The following is a 15,758-nucleotide window of genomic DNA, read 5'->3' as shown; positions in this document are numbered from 1 at the left end:
AAAAACGTTTCCGAAGTAGAAAGTTGTAACCGAGACTCACCACCTGGCACAAGCATGTGATGGCCGGTCACGTATGTGACAATCCAGCCTCAAACCGGGCACTTTCGGCACGCAACTGTCACAAATCGCACGATTTGTGACAGTTGACGCCATTTATGTGCACATTCACGTTTAAAATCATGATTTTTCTTTCTCAAGTGTCACAAATATGAATATATGGGGCATTTGGACTTCTTTCCACACACCATAGCCAGGAGGCATAAACGAACCGATGTCGCTCTTATACTATGGACTGTAAAGAAAACACGGTGGGCGCCTTTTGGCCACCGATGTCACCCTTATGCTATGGAGTGCATGCATCCGCCTGCAGTAGAAAGCAACAACAAACTGCGCAATTAGGAAAATGTTAAGTTCATTGCATCTAAACACCAAAAAGCATGCACTTCACCGAGTACATGCCAACGTTTATTATTTGATGCGCTTCAGTCCACTCCAAGAAGCGAGCATATACGCATATACTTTTGTCACTTTCTTCACGCTTTCAAGATCAACCCATTCGTCAATTTCGTGAAAGTTCCCGCCGTCTGGTCCGTAGCAGATGGCATCCATATCATAATACAGATGGAAAAAGCGGGCATCCGTCGTTGAAGGTAGAGACCGGCGCTCTGGATACGTACCTGTGACGGCTTCATGAGAAGCGTCTAGCACTTTGAATAGCGGCGTTTGATCATCACTCACCGTAGCCTCAGCGTGAAACCCGTAAAACTCAACTTCGGGAAGTTGGTCATTGAACCAGTCATCTTTGGCAAATGTTCGTTGAATATATTCACGAAGCTGGCCTTTTCGCTCATTTACCGTCTCATTAGGCAATAATGCTATTCGGCCTTCAATCTTACCTGTCACCGGTTCATTCGATTCAAAATCCCCAACTTCCAGTACGCCGAGATTCATATCAAGAGGGTTATCCTGGTCAGCGAACGCTGGGTGTGTGACAGATTCGCTTAATTGTTTTTCAAAGTTTTTTAAAGCAGCAATGACCTGCTGGCTTTTCTCAATTGCGTTGGCTTGTACGTTGCCATGCTCCGTCTTTTTCACCGTCCGAAACTTCACCCGAAACCACAGACTACCTACTTGCGCAACCGCCGCTTTCATTCCGAACGGTTCTGGAATGAGTGCCCCTTTCGCAGTATAACCTTCATGTAACGCTGCCAACGCCCCATTCCCTGTCCGTTCTTCATCCGGTACAAACTGCAACATCACATTTGATTTCGGCTCAAATCCTGCACGGACGATCGCTCGGTACGCAAAGATCATGGCAGCCAGTCCACCCTTCATGTCAGCCGCTCCTCGACCATACAGCTTCCCATCAGTGACTACAGGTTCATACGGCGGGCTTGACCATAAACCGACAGGCTCCGGACTCACAACGTCGGTATGCCCTTGTAAAATTAGACTGTTCTTCTCTTGTTCCTCTCCAAAATGTTGACCGATAACGATGTCACTATTTTCATAATCCCATTCAACTGGAGAAAACCCTGGATGGTTTTTGATTTTGTCAATGTTTGGTTGGAAACGATCGACCTTCATGTCGAGTTCTTTCTCGAGATAATTTGCGATCATTTTTTGAGCAGGTTTCTCTTCACCACTGATCGATGGGTAACGGACGAGATCCTTTAAAAATGCAACTTCGTCTTCCCAAGACGCGTCGATCTCTTTCTCAATGTGTGTCATTACTTCGTCTGCGATGGTTGCCACAACTGTTCCTCCTTCACACGTATCCATAACTCATTTCCTATAATAAATTCCCGCCCAGTTCATCTAAATAAACTTCCTTTTAAAGGGAAAACTACGGCGGCTTCGGTTCACCTATGTACGGAACGTGGAATTCAACTATAAGAGACAGTTGTTAGACGAAGCGCAGAGGGACACCTCGGTATTTCTTCGGCACCGAAGGTGCGATGGACGCTCGCCCTTGAGGATTATGTGGGTAAACAGATGTGAACTGTCTACTCTGTAGTCATCCTTATTCCCCCTCTATATGTGGCAATCGGCCGCTCAAAAGGGACCATCTAAAGGGCCAACTGCCTGAACTATTTTTATTTGTGACAGTTGGCGAAGTTTGTGTGACAATCCATACGAAGAAAGAACGGTTTCGCTTAATCAAATACCTCAAAAACTCATATATGTGGCAATTTGACCTCATCTGTTTCGTTCGAAACGGTATGAGCGCTGTCTCCCTTGTCTTTCGAACGGCGTAATAGCACCGTGGCTGGCACTTGGCCACTGATGTTTGCCTTTAGCACTGGAGCATTAAGAAAACACGGTGGGCGCCCTGCGACCACCGATGTAGCACTTATAGTTTGGACGAAAAGCATTTGCCAACAGGACAATCAGGAACATCTATAGTCCAACGTATATTGATCATAAAAATGCGGTATCCTTTACTGCCGCCTAGTCTAAGTTGCCGGTTCGGTCTAATACCGATGCCAGCTGTTCACGTGTGACGAAGTGTTTCGGTCGTTCACCGTTTAACACTTGTTTGTTTTCTGCTTTTTTCCACGCAGCTTGGTGTGCGGATGAGACGGTCGTTGGTGGCTCTTGTTGCATCGCTTTGAAGAGTGTTCCGATCAAGTCCTCATACGGAAGCGTGCCCTCTTCCAACCGCTTCTCCATATCACTCACACCGTGACGACGTACAAGGTCTCGTATCGCGCGGTTGTTACTTTCAAACAATGTTTTTTGCAAGTCCACGAATCTCCCTCCTATTCTTTTTAATCGATTCATCGTTTCAGGTCCGGGAACACCGTAAAAGGAACTGCCGGGGCTACTAATTCCATGTTTTCGTTGAAATGACTGAACCGCCCGTAACGTCTCATCTCCAAACTGACCATCTGCTCCGCCTGGGAGTGACTCTCCAGCTTTTAACAACAATTCTTGCAACTCGCGAACGTCCGCACCAGACCTCCCATACCAACTATTTCCGCTATTAGATGTGCTACTGCCAATTCCGCGGACAAACGTTTGAAAACCTTCTCGCAATAAGCGAGCCGGACAATTTTTCCCAGTCTCTTGTTGATGTGTCGTAATGTTTGTGATGCCTAATGTCCGTAAGTGGGCAATAAGCGCTCCGGCGTTCGCTTTCGTCCTTTGCCAGTTCCCATCGGCGTTTACACATAGTTCAATGCCAACACTGTTCACATTGCCGCTGCCAGCATGCCAACCCCGCTCGTTAATCGGTAAATGCTGCAGAATTTCAGTATCGTCTACCGTAAAGTGCCAAGACACTGACCTGGTGCGAGCATCTTGCCCGCGAATGTAACGGCTATGCATCGCAGCATTCGCTCCGTTTGCGGTATTCGCGGTTTCATGAACGACTATTTTAGTTGGATTTTGACGAGTTCCCGGGCGATTGGAAGCCGACCTTGGAATTAAATCACTTCTAATGGTCACCATCCACTACACCTCCACACCTTCCAAGTCTCCCTTTTCATGCACGCGATGTTTTTGTTGCATTTGTTGCCAGCCGTGTTGAATTTGCACGCGAATTAACTCATCAGAAACTGGGATTTTGTATTGTTCAATTAACTTTGCAGCATAAGACGTTGCCTCTTCAAACTTCCTCGCCCCCGTCTCACCTGAATATTCCTCTTCCACCCATTCCACCGCACAATGGCTTAATGAAGAGATGATGCTGAGGTTGTCTCGATCCGCGATAATATTGAGCATTCGTTTCACACGAGGTGTAAAATAGGCCAATACACTGGTCACGAAAACCCCGAGAATGGTTAACACCCAATCTAAAATTGACGCTTGAAGTAGTTCAAGCACACAATCACCTCTTTTGTAAATATGACTCCTTTACACTCTATTTCTTACGTCTTGACTACATACCACCATAACTTATATTAGAAATAACTTTTGGCACACAAAAAGTGGAGGGACAAGGACTATTGAATGCTTGTTAATTGAAAATAATGGCATGTTTAAGGTAAAATTGTCTATATTGAGGTGTTTTATGAGTGTATATACGATTGATCATCATAACAAATTAATACACAAGTCTGTCTCTATGAATGATCTTTGCAGACACAAAATGATGCTGGAACAAAACCAGAAATATTCACTCTCTCCGGCACACATTACAGGGCTTGCCCACGTCAAATACATCTTATGTCCGTATTGCAATCGTTAAAAAACACAGCTCCCAACGACGAGGAGCTGTGTTTTTTAAGTGTGCACATTTTTTAGGATTTTCGCTGCTCGCCCTTCTAACGGTGAAGGCAGTTGATCGAGTGAAAAATAACCAAGCTCTAGCTTCATCATCATTTATAGCCAAAGTGCCTGACGTATTGTCTGTGAGATACAATGCAATTACGTTATACACCTCATCACCGTTAGGATACTTATAGTAATAGTCTCTTCCTGATTTCACAGCGACGAGTTGCAACGTCTCTGCGCGCAACCCTGTTTCTTCATACAATTCTCTTTTAGCCGTTTCTTCTAGACTCTCCCCCATTTCCATTGCACCGCCAGGCAAACCCCAATCATTCGTATCAGATCTTTTTTGCATGAGAATTTCCCCTTTATGGTTTTTAACAATGACCGTTGCTCCAGTTACAATGAGTGGTTGCTGCCCTACTTTTTCACGCAACCGTTTCAAGTAGTTCATAAGCATTATCCCCTCCATCAATGAGTTTTACGTTTGCCGAGTCGGCATAACGGATATATACGATATTATAGGTGTCAACCTTTACACTTGAGGTGAGTATCTATGTCAGATTCAGAACGGGCCATGTTCCAACGGGATCTCTACTTCCTTAAAGATGTGAAGAAGAAGATTTATCAACCTGAGTGTCAATTCCGAGACGTTGTCGATGATCAAATCGAACATTTGGAATGGATACTCAAGGAACAAACGCCAAAAGATTAGCGTTGTGGGGTGGTTCATTCATGTGCGTTCCACCCTACATACCCGCCTGTGTTCTGGGTCATGGAGCATACATAATGTGTGCTCTTTTTTTGTGGATTTAAAAGCGATCAAAAAGGGTAAAGCTTAAGTGGAGGGTAGTTGTTTAATACCTGGATGGGATATAGACGAGTGCTGCCTTCCACTAACGGACTTTAATCATAAGAGACACCCCCTCATCCGTGTATGAGGGGGTTGATATTGCCACGATTATCACTTTTAGAATTTGCTCATCCACGCTTCAAACGAGTCTAAAAACCGTTTTGCATGTTTTCTTGTTCGCTCATCATCCATTTGCTCCGTTTGTTCGTTCACTTTTTCATGGGCACGGCTGACGAGCATTTTTGGCCCAGGCATGACGACAGCATTCATCGTCAGTAATGTTTGACGAACTTGACCTTGAGATTGCGCCGTCCCACCACCGCCAGGGGATGCGCCAGCGACGGCAAATGGCTTATCAATAAGTACCGACGTTTTCGTCGGGCGTGAAGCCCAGTCCAATGCATTCTTAAGTACGGCCGGTGTGCCGCTGTTATATTCAGGGGTTATGAGAATCACACCATCGGCACCTTGAATGGCTTGTTTCATGTGGGTTACGACCTCTGGATCTCCATCATGCTCAATGTCTTGATTGTAAAAAGGCAACTCACCAATAGCAACCTCCTCAACCGACCAATGACTTGGTATTTCCTCTTGTAAAAGCTTCATGAGCTTACGATTGAGAGAATCTTTTCGTAGACTTCCAACAATCATCGTTACTTTTCGACTTGCTTGACTCATCCGAGCAACCCCTTCCATTATCCTTTCATCTTATTTTACCGAACACCGATCAGAATGGTCAAAAAATACAAAAAACGTCCCTCGCGTGGAGAGACGTTTGGACTTAACTTACAGCTGGATCCCATACGTTGTTAATTTCACGAATTACGATGTATAGTAGATTTCCATCGCTATAACTATCATCGATTTCAATGACGATATATTCCTTTGCAACTTCAACGAGTAACCCATCGACCATATTGTTATCAGTCGTCACCTCGATGCGGTTTCTACCCGCTCTCGCAACTCTTTTCGTAACCAAAATCGGAACATTCTCATACCCCCTTTAGATTTCGTTAATCATTTCGATCTTCCATAGATTCGTAAGCACTTCCCGGTCATCAGCATCGATTTGAACGACATAATCTCCTTTAACAGCCACAACCGTGCCGCTTACGACGCCAAACGGTGTAAATATCTGAACTTGTTTCCCTACTTTTTTATACAGCAATCCTTTAAGTGTTTGTGGTCGAAAGCAAAAACATTTCAATAACCAGCGGATCAATTGAATACCCCCTTTAATCAACTTCTCTTACAGTTAATTCAAAGAATGATATTCTGATTGTAGTACAACCTAATTCTTTGCCCTTTTTTGTAAGAATCAATCATTGCCTATGAAAAAACGCCATGATCGAGGGATCTGTTCCCCGATCATGGCGCTCACATGTTTATATATTTATTTTCGTTCCATCATGGAATAGAATTTCGATTTCGATATATTGCTCGTTAGGATCCAACTGAAATACACGTTCAACTTCGGCTTGAATCTGCTCTGGTGTGCTTGCTTGTTCAATCGCCAGTTCAGGTAGCAAGGACGCTAGCTGATCAAGGGCAGCTTGTCCTCCAAGCTCAATTTGCGGGGTTTGCCTTTCATCTTCAATATCAGCTTCAGGTACACCATCATCATAATCAAAATCGACCTCATACTTGCCAGAAGCTCCACCCGCATCAAGCTCAAAATCTTGAAATGATAATTGGTCATACCACGCTGTACCCTCACTTTGCTCGGTCGGTTGTTGTACCGGAGACGCATTCTCTTGTGTAGAAGGTTCAGAATTCATCGAGACGTTCGCTTCTCCTGAATCTTGACAGCCGGCTACACCCATCAGACAGATCACACCTATCGACAGCAACCCGCTACGTTTCACGCCATTCACCTCGTTGGGATATTTTGTAATGTTCTCTTTGATTCTAGCACAATCGATGAAAGAAAATTATTTATTTTCGTGGAAAGATTCTGTATAATAGTTACATAGTTTTTCTTTATTCAGAATACTCGAGGGGGCGCACAATCATGCGATTCATTCAAATAAATTTTTGCACACAATTTCATCGATTTGCGCCCATTAACCGTGATTGTTGTTCTTCTCCTTTCATTTTCGGCGCTTACAATCAGCGCCTTGTATACGTACGTGAAAGCTTTAACGTTGCAGCTATGCTGCAGCGTTTTTTATTTGGACAGAAAGATGTGATGTGTGATGTTAAAAATTCTCGTTCGACTCGCTTGGTTTTTCAACGTCCATAAGTGGCGGTATTTGTTTGCGATTCTTATCCTCATTATTGCAAGCATCTTAGAACTTGTTCCTGCTTTTTTAATCGGTTCAGCCATTGATTTGTTTCAGCGGGGCTCACTTGGGATTGATGAAGCAATTCAACTCTCGACTGTACTTATCACCGTTATCGTTCTCGGATATGCACTCAATTACATCTGGATGCGCAGTCTGTTAGGAGGCGCGTATTTGTTAGAACGCACGTTACGTTCACGATTTATGCGCCACCTGTATCTAATGGACCACCATTTTTTGAAAAAAGATCGACCGGGGATTTACTCGCACGAGGAACAAACGACATGAAAGCCATCTCCATGACTGCTGGTATTGGCATTTTGACACTTGTGGATGCTGTTATTTTTATGGGGTTAATTCTAGGTGCCATGGTGATCGTCATTGATTGGCGACTCACGCTCGCAGCCGCACTCCCTTTGCCGATTATTGCCATTACCGTCACGATTCTCGGCAAAATGATTCACACGCGCTTCTCAAGTGCCCAAGCTGCTTTCGGAAAACTGAACGACCGGGTCTTGCAGTCGGTGGCAGGAATGCGGGTCATCCGGGCGTTCGCAAAGAAAAAGCAGACGAGCAACAATTTGAAGCACAAAGTAAAGGCGTCTTTGATCGCTTTGTGCGCGTCGCACGTGTAGAGTCTTTTTTTGATCCGATCGTCAATATTGTCGTTGGGCTCAGTTATGTGATTGGTCTTGGTTATGGTGCGTACCTTGTGTTCCAGCAACAGCTCACACTCGGCCAACTCATCACATTTAATCTGTATTTGGGCATGCTCATTTGGCCGATGTTCGCCATTGGTGAACTCGTAAACATTATGCAACAGGGCAGCGCTTCATATGAACGGGTATACGATACGATGCGCACGAAGAAAAGCGTGCCCGAGCCTCATGCTCCTGGACCTTTGAAGAGCCATGCACCGATCGTATTTCAAGATGTCTGTTTCTCCTATCCGTCTACTTCACAAAACCAGCTTGAACGGATTTCCTTTACCGTGAATCGAGGAGAAACGGTCGGAGTCGTTGGTCGAACAGGCAGTGGGAAGTCAACACTTGTTAAACAACTGTTAAAGTACTATCCGAGCGGTAGTGGTGAGATGACCATCGGTGGAGTACCGATAAGAGACCTATCACAACAAGACATGCGGTCGTTAATCGGCTACGTCCCACAAGACCATCTGCTATTCTCACTCACTGTACGAGAGAATCTGCTTTTTTCAACTCCCAATGCGACAGATGCCCAAATAAACGACGCCATCCAGTCTGCAGCATTTACGGAAGATGTACGTTTCCTACCAGATGGGCTGGAAACTCGTGTCGGCGAAAATGGCGTGAGCTTATCTGGAGGGCAAAAGCAACGGATTTCAATCGCCCGAGCACTGCTCACCGATCCTGAAATTCTTATCCTTGATGACTCCTTGTCTGCTGTAGATGCCAAAACTGAAGCACAGATCGTCCGAAACATCGGGAAAGAGAGAAAGCATAAAACGACTTTCATTACCGCACACCGCCTGAGTGCTGTAGAACAGGCTGACCTCATCCTTGTGCTAGATGAAGGAAAGATTACAGAACATGGCACACACGAACAATTGATCCAACAAAACGGCTGGTACAAAGCGCAAGCGACAAAACAATCATTGCGAAATTAGGGGTGATGAAAATGACAACAGGCAAGCGGCTCATACGATATGCTTTGAATCAAAAACGAATGATTATTTGGGCGCTCCTCATGTTGACCATTGCCGTCGCTGCGGAATTAGCGGGCCCTTTCATTGCCAAACACGTCATTGACCGTCATCTTACAGGCATTGAAGATCCGTGGTACGAGTCTGTTGAATTCGATCATTCTGTAGCATTTGGCGATTCGTATTATACGAGAGAAGTTTATTTGCCTAACGGGGCTCCTAGAGATGAAGAAGTACAAATTTTGCAAATCGGCACTCGCTTCTTCTTTACTGAAGACCGCTGCCAACGACAGGGGAAAGAAATTACAATGATGGTACACTGTCGGTTGAGTATAATTATACGACGTATACGAGTGAAGCGATCGAGTTAGGGGCGAGTGATGTACTCGCCTTTTATTCCCCAGAAGTTACTCATATCGTCCGCTGGTTGCTTTTGTATTTAGGGCTTATTGTGTTTGCCTCGTTTTTTCAGTACGGGCAAAGCTTTTACTTAAAGAAATCAGCGCACCTCATTGTGAGACAAATGCGAAATGATGTGTTCCAACATCTATCAAAGCTGCCGGTCCGATTTTTTGATCATCATCCTGCTGGGAAAATTGTCGCACGGGTGACGAATGACACCGAAGCTGTACGTGAGTTGTACATGACTGTTCTGGCTACATTCTTTTCTGGCATCGTTTATCTAACGGGAATTTACATCGCTTTATTCATTCTTGATGTGCGACTCGCACTGCTCACGCTCGTGCTTATTCCGTTATTTTATGCTTGGATTCAGTTATACCACCGCTTTGCTGCTGGATTAAATCGGAGAATTCGTGATAAAAACGCGGATATTAATGCGGCCATGAACGAAAATATTCATGGCATGTCGATTATCCAAGCGTTTAATCAAGAATCGAGCTCACAAAAGCAGTTTGAACAGTTCAATAATGAGCATTATCGAGCGCAGACGAAATTATTAAATTTGAATTCACTCACGTCTCATAATCTCACATTCGTTCTGAAGAACATCTTATTTACGGGCTTGATATGGACGATTAGTGGTGGAGGTGGAGGGATTTTCTCAATTGGGGTTTTGTATGCATTTGTCGATTTGGTCAATCGTCTCTTTGAACCGTTATCACAAATGGTGAGTCAACTTGCCAAACTGGAACAAGCACGCGCCGCTGGGCAACGAGTCTTTGAGCTAATGGATGAACAGGGAGAGGCGCTAAGCGATGACACGATCATCCGACCTAAAGGCGACGTGCAGTTTGATCATGTTCATTTTTCTTATGAGAAGGAAAAACGAGTACTGAAAGACCTCACCTTTCAAGCGAAGGCCGGCCAAACGATTGCGCTTGTCGGACATACAGGCTCTGGGAAAAGTTCAATTATGAATCTATTGTTCCGCTTCTATGACCCAGACGACGGGACGATCACGATCGACGGCTTGAATACGAAGGATATGAGCTCAGGAGCGTTGCGAGAGCATATGGGAATTGTCCTTCAAGAACCTTACTTGTTTACCGGTACGGTTGCAGAAAATATCTCGTATGGTCGACCGGAAGCTTCTAGAGATGAGGTGAAACGCGTCGTGCGTTTGGTCGGTGGCGAAACGATCATTGGCCGATTCTTGACGAACCTGTCACCGAACGTGGAGCCACGCTGTCGAGTGGCGAGCGGCAACTCATCAGCTTTGCTCGTGCGCTTCTCGTTGACCCTGCTATTCTCGTTCTTGATGAAGCTACTTCCAATGTTGATACAGAAACAGAAGCTCATATTCAACAAGGGATGAACGCCTTAAAAAATGGACGCACGACGTTTGTAATCGCCCATCGTCTATCAACGATCATTGATGCAGACCAAATTCTCGTCCTTGACCGAGGTCAGATCGTGGAGCGTGGCACTCATGACGTTCTTCTAAAAAGAAACGGCACGTATCGACGGATGTATGAATTGCAACAAGGGACAGACGCCAGTTGAAACGCCCGCTTTGAGCGGGCGTTTCATGTAATCAAATGTTTGTTTAACACCTATTTAAGTTGATCAAATCTTTTAACGCTGCACTTGCTGCGCCTAGCGGACTGGACGCCCCGCCAGATACTGTAATCACACCCATTTCAACTGTGTGAAACGTAATCGCTTTGTTCGTCCCTCGGATCGCTGCAAGTGGATGATCCGGTGAAAGTGCTTTTGGCTTCACTGCTAATTGCACAGTGTTGTCCTCACGTTTATACGCAGAAGCTACTAAGCGAACGACGCGGTCTTTATCCGAAGAGCCGGGGAATTGTTCAATGCCTTCCAAGTCTACATCTTGTTTTCTTGCCTTCGTCCCTAATAGCGCATTCGATAGTAGGACAACCTTTGCAGCACTATCCGCACCGGATACGTCAAGCGTAGGATCTGGCTCAGCAACCCCTTGTTCTTTTGCTGCTGCAATCGCTTGTTCATAAGAAATGCCTCGCTCTTGCATCTCGGTGAGTACATAATTGCTCGTTCCATTCAACACCCCTTCAAATCCGAGCAATTCTGCCCCAACAATGCTGTGCTCGCCGATATCAAGCGCTGGCAGCGCGGCCGCTGTTGCACCGCTATATTTAATCTTCAGTCCTTTTTCTGCAGCACTACCCATCAACTCATCGTAATGATGGAGAAGGGCGCCTTTCGAAATGCTCACAACGTGCATTCCCATCTGCAAAGCTTTCTTTATGTACGTGTACCCTGGTTCTCCGTGGGATTCATACGTTGGGGTGCTGTCCACTAATACATCTCCATGTACATGCCACTCTTTCGTCCACTCAAGATTTTCACCTTTCGCTAGTTGTTCAAGTGTTTCATATCGCAAAACGGTCCGCATATCAAAACCCTCTTCACATACTAGCGCACCGTTTCGCCCGATCAGACCGACGATCTTTACTCGTAACCCGTAATGTACGTTTAGTAATTCACGTTTTTGATCGAGCAATTCAATCCACTGACGCCCAATACGTCCAAAACCAGAAAGGTAAATATTCATAAAAGTGAGCTCCTTTCATACAATCCATGTTTTTAAATTGCGAAGCTAGGGTACACTATAGAGGAACGATTCAGATGATACAAAGGGGAGCAAATGATGCTAAATGCCACCGAGAAGCTGTTGTTTAGCCGTGAGTTAGAGCGCTTACGCATTGAAGCCGATGGAGCCCCTAAAGAATATAGTACGTATCGCCATTATTTAATTAAACAAATTACACTATTAGAAACCGTACTAAACAATGAAAACAAAGGCTAAAAAAAGCATCAGGATTAACACCCTGTTGCTTTTTTGCTCATAATAAAGTCCCGATTAAACAGGAAATTTTATTTTTGTTTGAGCACAATGATTAAGAACAAAGCGTAGCTTGCCATTAAGATCATACCGCCTGCAATGAATGCGATGAGCGTAACCACAGAACCGATGCTATTATTCAACCACATCCCAAATACGAGACCGATCGTACCAATAATGGCTGTCCACGTGTGAGCCGTTCCAAGCCAGCCTTTGACGGTGAACAGTTGATAGTATACACCCCAACTAAACAGAGATAGCCAACCAACAACGAGCATGTGCGCATGAATGGCGCTCAGCGCATAACTTCCAGCACCTGCTAAATGACCACCCATAAACACACCGAACAACCCAAAAAAAGCAGACGCAAGCATTAGTGGCTTTACATGTTGTTTCAAAATCGTACCTCCTATTCTTTCCTTAGTGTAGCATGATGACGAACAACAATGCATGTAAGGAGCTCCTACTCGTGTTTTCAAAAAAAGTTCTGCAAATCGAAAGGATTTGCAGAACCGAAGAGCCATTATGAGAATTGCCTCATGAGTACAGGTGCAATTTGTTTTTTACGAGATACAACTCCTTTTAACAGAGCGGTATGGTTCTCGATCTTAACGTCAAATGCACGTTCAACCTTTTCGTCCTCACCACCAGCAACCAAAATGGTCGAGTCGTTATTTAAGATATCAGTAATCACAAACAAGAAGAGTTTAAGCCTTTATCCTTGACGATCACGTCCAACCTTTCTTCAATCGCTTGTTTCTGCTCGAGCAATCCGTCCACATCAACCGTGTTCACTTGCGCAATTTCAAGCTTGTGCTCGCCAACCTCGAACTCTTTTGCATCCATCGTAACAAGTTCGTTTATGCTCTTGTCCGTTAAATCTGCACCTGCTTTAAGCATGTCCAATCCATAAACGTTAGCGTCGACACCAGCAATCTTACTTAGTTCTTCTGCAGCTTGAATATCTTCGTCAGTGCATGTAGGCGATTTGAACAATAAAGAGTCGGATATAATCGCACTAAGCATAAGCCAGCCATTTGTTTTGGCACTTCTACATTGTACTCTTTGAAAAGTTTCAAAAGAATCGTCGCTGTACAACCGACAGGCTCAGCTCGATAATACAACGGGTCTATCGTTTCGAAGTTTGCAATTCGGTGATGATCGATCACTTCAGTAATCTTAAACTTCTCTATGTGTTCGATGCTTTGCTGACGCTCGTTATGGTCAACTAAAATCAGCTCTTCGGCTTTTTCTACAATATTATCATCAACAAGTACCGGTGCATCCACATTAAAATAGGAAAGTGCATGTTCCGTTTCTTTATTCATTTCTCCCAATCGTATCGGAAGAACATCTATGCCACGCTGCTTTTTAAAGTAGGAATAAACAATGGCAGAAGTAATCGAATCAGTATCTGGATTACGGTGACCGGTCACTATGATTTTTGACATTTGACATGCCCTCCTAAAATATCGCTTCTCACAAGTAAAAGAGTAACATTTTTCTCTTACAAACTACAAATTTAATTCGCCATCTCCTCAACTCGACATGAAACAAAAGTCACACTTTTGATGTTTCAATCAAAATAAAGCTGGGTATATAACTAACAACGGAGGTGAGGCCATGAATCGTTTCACCCAATTCATTATTGGGCTAAACAGCTTTCTTACACTGTTATTGATTACAGCATTTGTCTTGCTTGCTTTTAATGTGTACGATATCTTTTTACAAATTGAAATGTGGCCTAACTCAGAGCAATGGTTTTGGGTTCTCATCGGAATCCTGGCGTTTATGGCTCTAGTGAGCTTCATCCTGTTTGTAGCAAGCTTTCGAACCGGTGAGTCTTCTTCTCCTCGATCTCGAGGCAATCTTGATGTACGAACACCGACGGGTACTTTATCGATCTCAAAACAAACGATTGATTCGACGATTTATAGAATCGTCAAGAGTTTTGAAGGCATTCGAACCGTGCAAGTGAAGTCGTTCATTGATAGTGAAGAAGAAAAGATTGATATAGAAATTAGCTATGCCGTCTTCGGTAAAGAACCGGTCCAACAGATGGCGGACCGCATACAAAGAACCGTAAAAGAAGACGTAGAGCAATTTCTTGAAGTTGCTGTCGACAATATTAAAGTAAATGTTAAAGAGCCCGATTCTGACCAAACACAACGGGAACGCGTAGTATAAGGAGGGAGGGAATATGGAGAATACAGAAGTATTTGCTCGTTATCGTGGAAGAATTATTGGTATTCTAGCGGCGATATTGTTCAGTGTCCTCTTTTTCTATGCTAGCGTATCTGTCGCAATTACAGTGTTTATCTTCCTATTTGTCGGCTACATACTCGGAAAGTGGGTCGATGGCGACCTTAATGTTGCCGGGTATATTAATGCGCTTTTCCAAAGAAGGCGTTAATAATTTTCATTCTATATAAAGGAGAGGTTAAACATGGCACAATCACAAGCAGCTAAAGCAGAAAGAACTGAACCAAAGAAAGAAAGCGTAAAAGCAGAAGAAGAACGTCAAGAGGAGATGGAGCAAGTAGATCGCTTCAAATTGACATTTGACGACGAAGTCGTAAAGAAAGTGACGGCCATCGCAACGAGACAAACAGAAGGTATTCTCGGCATGAGCGGGAGTATTTTCCAAGGTCTCACAGAGCGCTTTGGCGGCACTGAAAATATCTCTAAAGGCATCTCTGCAGAAGTTGGAGAAAAGCAAGTCGCACTTGATATTGAAGTCATCATCGAGTACGGCAAAAGCATTCCAAATATCTACGATACCGTCAAGACAAACGTAAGTGACGCCATCCATGAAATGACAGGTCTTGAAGTAGTTGAGTTCAACATGCACGTAGAAGACGTTTTAACACGAAAAGAATATGAAGAGAAAGAAAGCCGTGGAACTTCACAATCACCAAGTACTGATCGCGTAGAGTAGTACATTCCTATAAAGGGCATAACACCCCCTTACTTACATCATCTAGCCCTAGGCCGTTAATTAACGGTCTAGGGCTAGATTTTTGTATATCACACGCTCTTCCCCCTATTAGTCACTCTCCCGATCCCATTGAAGATCACCTGAAGCCATATACAACCGGCAATACGTTTCTTTTAGTCATTCGGCACTAACTTCTTATTATCTTGGGAAGAACCCCTCATGCTCCCTCTATTTGCTTTTTGCACGGCAAGAAACTGTCGTCATGCACTGTTCTTATTTAAGTACATCTTTGTGGTAAGTCGGTAATCTTGCCAATCGAACCCATCGTGCTTTTATGAGGGAGCTCAAACAGGTGGTTAATGCATTGGGCAGGTTTTGAATTGATGTGGCTAAAATCACACCATAGATTCATCAATGGGAGCATTCCCGGTTTCTATGGGCTGATTTGCACCAACGAAACGGGGTACAGAAGATAAATCAGCATAGGAGGGGGTATGGGG

At 44.3% G+C, this 15,758-nt stretch carries 17 protein-coding genes and 3 pseudogenes; 9 read left to right on the top strand and 11 right to left on the bottom strand.

Features of this window, described 5'->3' with window-relative positions; translation table 11 throughout:
* Positions 1-468: 468 nt before the first annotated feature.
* The 4 genes from JCM19037_RS21145 to JCM19037_RS21130 all read right to left on the bottom strand — a co-directional run bounded on the left by JCM19037_RS21145 (position 469) and on the right by JCM19037_RS21130 (position 4,669).
* Complete coding sequence (locus tag JCM19037_RS21145) at positions 469-1,755, bottom strand: ArgE/DapE family deacylase (protein WP_052364177.1); 1,287 nt, start codon at positions 1,753-1,755, stop codon at positions 469-471.
* Between the two features lie 696 nt (positions 1,756-2,451).
* Entirely contained in the window at positions 2,452-3,453 is a 1,002-nt protein-coding gene (locus JCM19037_RS23770; RefSeq protein ID WP_052364176.1) for an N-acetylmuramoyl-L-alanine amidase, read from the bottom strand.
* A 3-nt stretch (positions 3,454-3,456) separates the two neighbouring features.
* A complete protein-coding gene (locus JCM19037_RS21135) occupies positions 3,457-3,828 on the bottom strand; it encodes a phage holin (protein WP_042404413.1) in 372 nt (123 codons plus the stop codon).
* A gap of 340 nt (positions 3,829-4,168) precedes the next feature.
* The gene (locus JCM19037_RS21130) at positions 4,169-4,669 is read right to left on the bottom strand and encodes an NUDIX hydrolase (protein WP_307189909.1); all 501 of its coding nucleotides are present in this window, start codon (positions 4,667-4,669) and stop codon (positions 4,169-4,171) included.
* Between the two features lie 102 nt (positions 4,670-4,771).
* Between JCM19037_RS21130 and JCM19037_RS26135 the strand changes: the two genes are divergently transcribed.
* Positions 4,772-4,930: a hypothetical protein gene (locus JCM19037_RS26135; protein ID WP_193744182.1), complete on the top strand. Its 159-nt coding sequence runs from the start codon at positions 4,772-4,774 to the stop codon at positions 4,928-4,930.
* A gap of 255 nt (positions 4,931-5,185) precedes the next feature.
* Here the strand turns inward: JCM19037_RS26135 and JCM19037_RS21125 are convergent, their stop codons facing one another.
* From JCM19037_RS21125 to JCM19037_RS21110, 4 genes are all read right to left on the bottom strand, one after another.
* Positions 5,186-5,746 (bottom strand): NADPH-dependent FMN reductase, encoded by a 561-nt coding sequence (locus tag JCM19037_RS21125; protein ID WP_042404412.1) that lies wholly within the window; start codon positions 5,744-5,746, stop codon positions 5,186-5,188.
* Positions 5,747-5,849: 103 nt separating this feature from the next.
* Positions 5,850-6,047 carry a hypothetical protein gene (locus JCM19037_RS21120; protein WP_042404410.1) on the bottom strand — a complete coding sequence of 66 codons (198 nt, stop codon included), beginning with the start codon at positions 6,045-6,047 and terminating at the stop codon, positions 5,850-5,852.
* Positions 6,048-6,071: 24 nt separating this feature from the next.
* On the bottom strand, positions 6,072-6,290 hold the full coding sequence (locus tag JCM19037_RS21115) for a hypothetical protein (RefSeq protein WP_042404409.1): 219 nt from the start codon (positions 6,288-6,290) through the stop codon (positions 6,072-6,074).
* 163 nt (positions 6,291-6,453) lie between these two features.
* Positions 6,454-6,933, bottom strand: a complete 480-nt coding sequence (locus JCM19037_RS21110; RefSeq protein ID WP_152549174.1) for a YusW family protein — start codon at positions 6,931-6,933, stop codon at positions 6,454-6,456.
* Positions 6,934-7,260: 327 nt separating this feature from the next.
* On the opposite strand from JCM19037_RS21110, the gene JCM19037_RS30410 reads away from it, so the two are divergent.
* The 4 genes and pseudogenes from JCM19037_RS30410 to JCM19037_RS21095 all read left to right on the top strand — a co-directional run bounded on the left by JCM19037_RS30410 (position 7,261) and on the right by JCM19037_RS21095 (position 10,996).
* Positions 7,261-7,638, top strand: a complete 378-nt coding sequence (locus tag JCM19037_RS30410; protein WP_373901413.1) for a hypothetical protein — start codon at positions 7,261-7,263, stop codon at positions 7,636-7,638.
* Positions 7,635-8,077: pseudogene (locus JCM19037_RS30405) on the top strand (ABC transporter transmembrane domain-containing protein); the annotation flags it as partial. The gene JCM19037_RS30410 and the pseudogene JCM19037_RS30405, both read left to right, overlap by 4 nt.
* 42 nt (positions 8,078-8,119) lie before the next feature.
* On the top strand, positions 8,120-8,995 hold the full coding sequence (locus tag JCM19037_RS30400) for an ABC transporter ATP-binding protein (RefSeq protein ID WP_373901417.1): 876 nt from the start codon (positions 8,120-8,122) through the stop codon (positions 8,993-8,995).
* Positions 8,996-9,006: 11 nt separating this feature from the next.
* A pseudogene (locus tag JCM19037_RS21095) lies at positions 9,007-10,996 on the top strand (ABC transporter ATP-binding protein).
* Between the two features lie 43 nt (positions 10,997-11,039).
* Here JCM19037_RS21095 and JCM19037_RS21090 read toward each other — a convergent pair.
* Positions 11,040-12,029 (bottom strand): homoserine dehydrogenase, encoded by a 990-nt coding sequence (locus tag JCM19037_RS21090; protein WP_042404401.1) that lies wholly within the window; start codon positions 12,027-12,029, stop codon positions 11,040-11,042.
* Between the two features lie 93 nt (positions 12,030-12,122).
* Here JCM19037_RS21090 and JCM19037_RS26130 point away from each other — a divergent pair, with 93 nt between their 5' ends.
* Positions 12,123-12,284: a hypothetical protein gene (locus JCM19037_RS26130; protein WP_193744840.1), complete on the top strand. Its 162-nt coding sequence runs from the start codon at positions 12,123-12,125 to the stop codon at positions 12,282-12,284.
* Positions 12,285-12,352: 68 nt separating this feature from the next.
* On the opposite strand, the gene JCM19037_RS21085 is transcribed toward JCM19037_RS26130, so the two are convergent.
* A complete protein-coding gene (locus tag JCM19037_RS21085) occupies positions 12,353-12,718 on the bottom strand; it encodes a hypothetical protein (RefSeq protein WP_238544855.1) in 366 nt (121 codons plus the stop codon).
* 125 nt (positions 12,719-12,843) lie between these two features.
* Positions 12,844-13,771, bottom strand: a pseudogene (locus tag JCM19037_RS21080) (manganese-dependent inorganic pyrophosphatase).
* A gap of 172 nt (positions 13,772-13,943) precedes the next feature.
* On the opposite strand from JCM19037_RS21080, the gene amaP reads away from it, so the two are divergent.
* From amaP to JCM19037_RS21065, 3 genes are read left to right on the top strand one after another with little or no spacing between them, the layout of a single operon-like run.
* The gene (gene amaP, locus JCM19037_RS21075; RefSeq protein WP_042404398.1) at positions 13,944-14,507 is read left to right on the top strand and encodes an alkaline shock response membrane anchor protein AmaP; all 564 of its coding nucleotides are present in this window, start codon (positions 13,944-13,946) and stop codon (positions 14,505-14,507) included.
* Positions 14,508-14,520: 13 nt separating this feature from the next.
* The gene (locus JCM19037_RS21070) at positions 14,521-14,733 is read left to right on the top strand and encodes a DUF2273 domain-containing protein (RefSeq protein WP_042404396.1); all 213 of its coding nucleotides are present in this window, start codon (positions 14,521-14,523) and stop codon (positions 14,731-14,733) included.
* A gap of 33 nt (positions 14,734-14,766) precedes the next feature.
* Positions 14,767-15,258, top strand: coding sequence for an Asp23/Gls24 family envelope stress response protein (locus JCM19037_RS21065; RefSeq protein WP_238544854.1), 492 nt, complete (start codon positions 14,767-14,769; stop codon positions 15,256-15,258).
* Positions 15,259-15,758: the final 500 nt, after the last annotated feature.

The sequence above is a fragment of the Geomicrobium sp. JCM 19037 genome (assembly GCF_000698105.1).
In the GTDB taxonomy this organism is placed as follows: domain Bacteria; phylum Bacillota; class Bacilli; order Bacillales; family Marinococcaceae; genus Geomicrobium_A.
Note: the sequence above shows the minus strand (reverse complement) of the source record. Positions and strands in the feature narration are given on the sequence as shown.

Excerpts from the sequence above, each read along its gene's own strand:
- JCM19037_RS21065 (WP_238544854.1), top strand. The coding sequence starts at position 14,767 with ATGGCACAATCACAAGCAGCTAAAGCAGAAAGAACTGAACCAAAGAAA.
- JCM19037_RS30400 (WP_373901417.1), top strand. The coding sequence starts at position 8,120 with ATGCTCATTTGGCCGATGTTCGCCATTGGTGAACTCGTAAACATTATG.
- JCM19037_RS21070 (WP_042404396.1), top strand. The coding sequence starts at position 14,521 with ATGGAGAATACAGAAGTATTTGCTCGTTATCGTGGAAGAATTATTGGT.
- JCM19037_RS23770 (WP_052364176.1), bottom strand. The coding sequence starts at position 3,453 with ATGGTGACCATTAGAAGTGATTTAATTCCAAGGTCGGCTTCCAATCGC.
- JCM19037_RS26135 (WP_193744182.1), top strand. The coding sequence starts at position 4,772 with ATGTCAGATTCAGAACGGGCCATGTTCCAACGGGATCTCTACTTCCTT.
- amaP (WP_042404398.1), top strand. The coding sequence starts at position 13,944 with ATGAATCGTTTCACCCAATTCATTATTGGGCTAAACAGCTTTCTTACA.
- JCM19037_RS26130 (WP_193744840.1), top strand. The coding sequence starts at position 12,123 with ATGATGCTAAATGCCACCGAGAAGCTGTTGTTTAGCCGTGAGTTAGAG.
- JCM19037_RS21125 (WP_042404412.1), bottom strand. The coding sequence starts at position 5,746 with ATGAGTCAAGCAAGTCGAAAAGTAACGATGATTGTTGGAAGTCTACGA.
- JCM19037_RS21130 (WP_307189909.1), bottom strand. The coding sequence starts at position 4,669 with ATGAACTACTTGAAACGGTTGCGTGAAAAAGTAGGGCAGCAACCACTC.
- JCM19037_RS21090 (WP_042404401.1), bottom strand. The coding sequence starts at position 12,029 with ATGAATATTTACCTTTCTGGTTTTGGACGTATTGGGCGTCAGTGGATT.